The following is a 1323-nucleotide window of genomic DNA, read 5'->3' as shown; positions in this document are numbered from 1 at the left end:
GGCGCGAGCCGCCCGCTGCGCGCGGCCTCCCGCAGCGCATCCGTCAGCGCGGCCCGCAGGCCCCGGACGCCCGCCGCCGCGGCGAGGTCCACGTGCAGGTCGGCTCCGAAAGTGGCCCATGAACCGGTCATGGGAATGGACCATATACGCGGGCCGCCCCGCCCCTACGTTGGACGCATGAGCACCCAGACCAGCACCCACGCCCACGCCGCCGAGTTCGCCGCCGAGCACGCCCCCCGCATGCAGTACGCGAAGGTCGCCCCCGAGGTCTACAAGGCCGTCATCGGCCTGGAGATCGCGGCCAAGAAGGGCCTGGACCCGAGCCTCGTCGAACTCGTCAAGATCCGCGCCTCCCAGATCAACCACTGCGCCTTCTGCATGGACATGCACAGCAAGGACGCGCTCGCCGCCGGCGAGAGCGTCGAGCGCATCCTGCTGCTCGGCGCCTGGGAGGAGTCGCGGCACTTCTACACCGAGAAGGAGCTGGCCGCGATCGAGCTGACCGAGGCCGTCACCGTCCTGACGGACGGCTTCGTGCCGGACGAGGTGTACGCGCGGGCCGCGAAGCACTTCGAGGAGGCCGAGCTGGCCCAGCTGATCGCCGTCATCGCGACGATCAACGTCTGGAACCGGATCGGCGTCACCACCCGCATGACCCCGGGCCACTACACCCCGCCGACGGCCAAGAAGGCCTGATCCTGATCAGTCCGGCCGGAACGACTCCAGGGCCGCCGTCAGGTTCGCGCGCGTCGTCGTGGCGTCGGCGGCCGGTCCGGCCGCCAGCAGCGCCCAGCGACGGCCGTCGGGGGTGGTGACGATCCGCTCCATGCCCCGGCGGCGGCCGTTGGACTCCGAGCTGTCGTACTCGTAGACCAGCTCGCAGCCGGTCCCCGCGGTCGGCTCGATGGAGACCTGCCGGTAGCCGGGGTTCGCCTTCAGCTGGTCCGAGGAGATCTGGAGCAGCGTGCAGGAGCCCATGGCGCTGCTCTCCGTGACCCGGAAGATCTGGAGCAGGGCGCTGCGGTCCCCGGGCCGGCGGTAGAAGGAGCCGCTGCCCGTCTCGTCGGTGCTGGGCTCCCAGCCCTGGGGGACCGCGACCGAGAAGCCGTTCTCGTTGTGCACCACGGTGTGGCCGCCGCCGGTGCTCGGCGACGGGCTCGGCGGCGTCGGCGACGGGCTCGTGGGCCCGGGCGAGGAGGGGCCGGGATCCGGAGCCGTCTGCTGCCCCGACGGGGACGCGGGCGGCCGCGCGTCCCCGCCCGCGCCGTCCTCGGCGCCCAGCAGCATCCACGCCGCGACGGCGGCGCCGCCCACGACGGCCGC

At 73.2% G+C, this 1323-nt stretch carries 2 protein-coding genes; one reads left to right on the top strand and one right to left on the bottom strand.

The features are described 5' to 3' along the window. The first annotated feature begins 177 nt into the window (after positions 1–177). Entirely contained in the window at positions 178–696 is a 519-nt protein-coding gene (locus tag SSNG_RS21590) for a carboxymuconolactone decarboxylase family protein (protein WP_007266012.1), read from the top strand. Between the two features lie 6 nt (positions 697–702). On the opposite strand, the gene SSNG_RS38065 is transcribed toward SSNG_RS21590, so the two are convergent. After that, positions 703–1323: hypothetical protein (locus tag SSNG_RS38065; protein ID WP_050779692.1), on the bottom strand; the 621-nt coding region annotated here is incomplete at its 5' end.

It is taken from the genome of Streptomyces sp. C (assembly GCF_000158895.1).
GTDB classification, from domain to species: Bacteria; Actinomycetota; Actinomycetes; order Streptomycetales; family Streptomycetaceae; genus Streptomyces; species Streptomyces racemochromogenes.
This window is presented reverse-complemented; position numbering and strand designations above follow the sequence as displayed.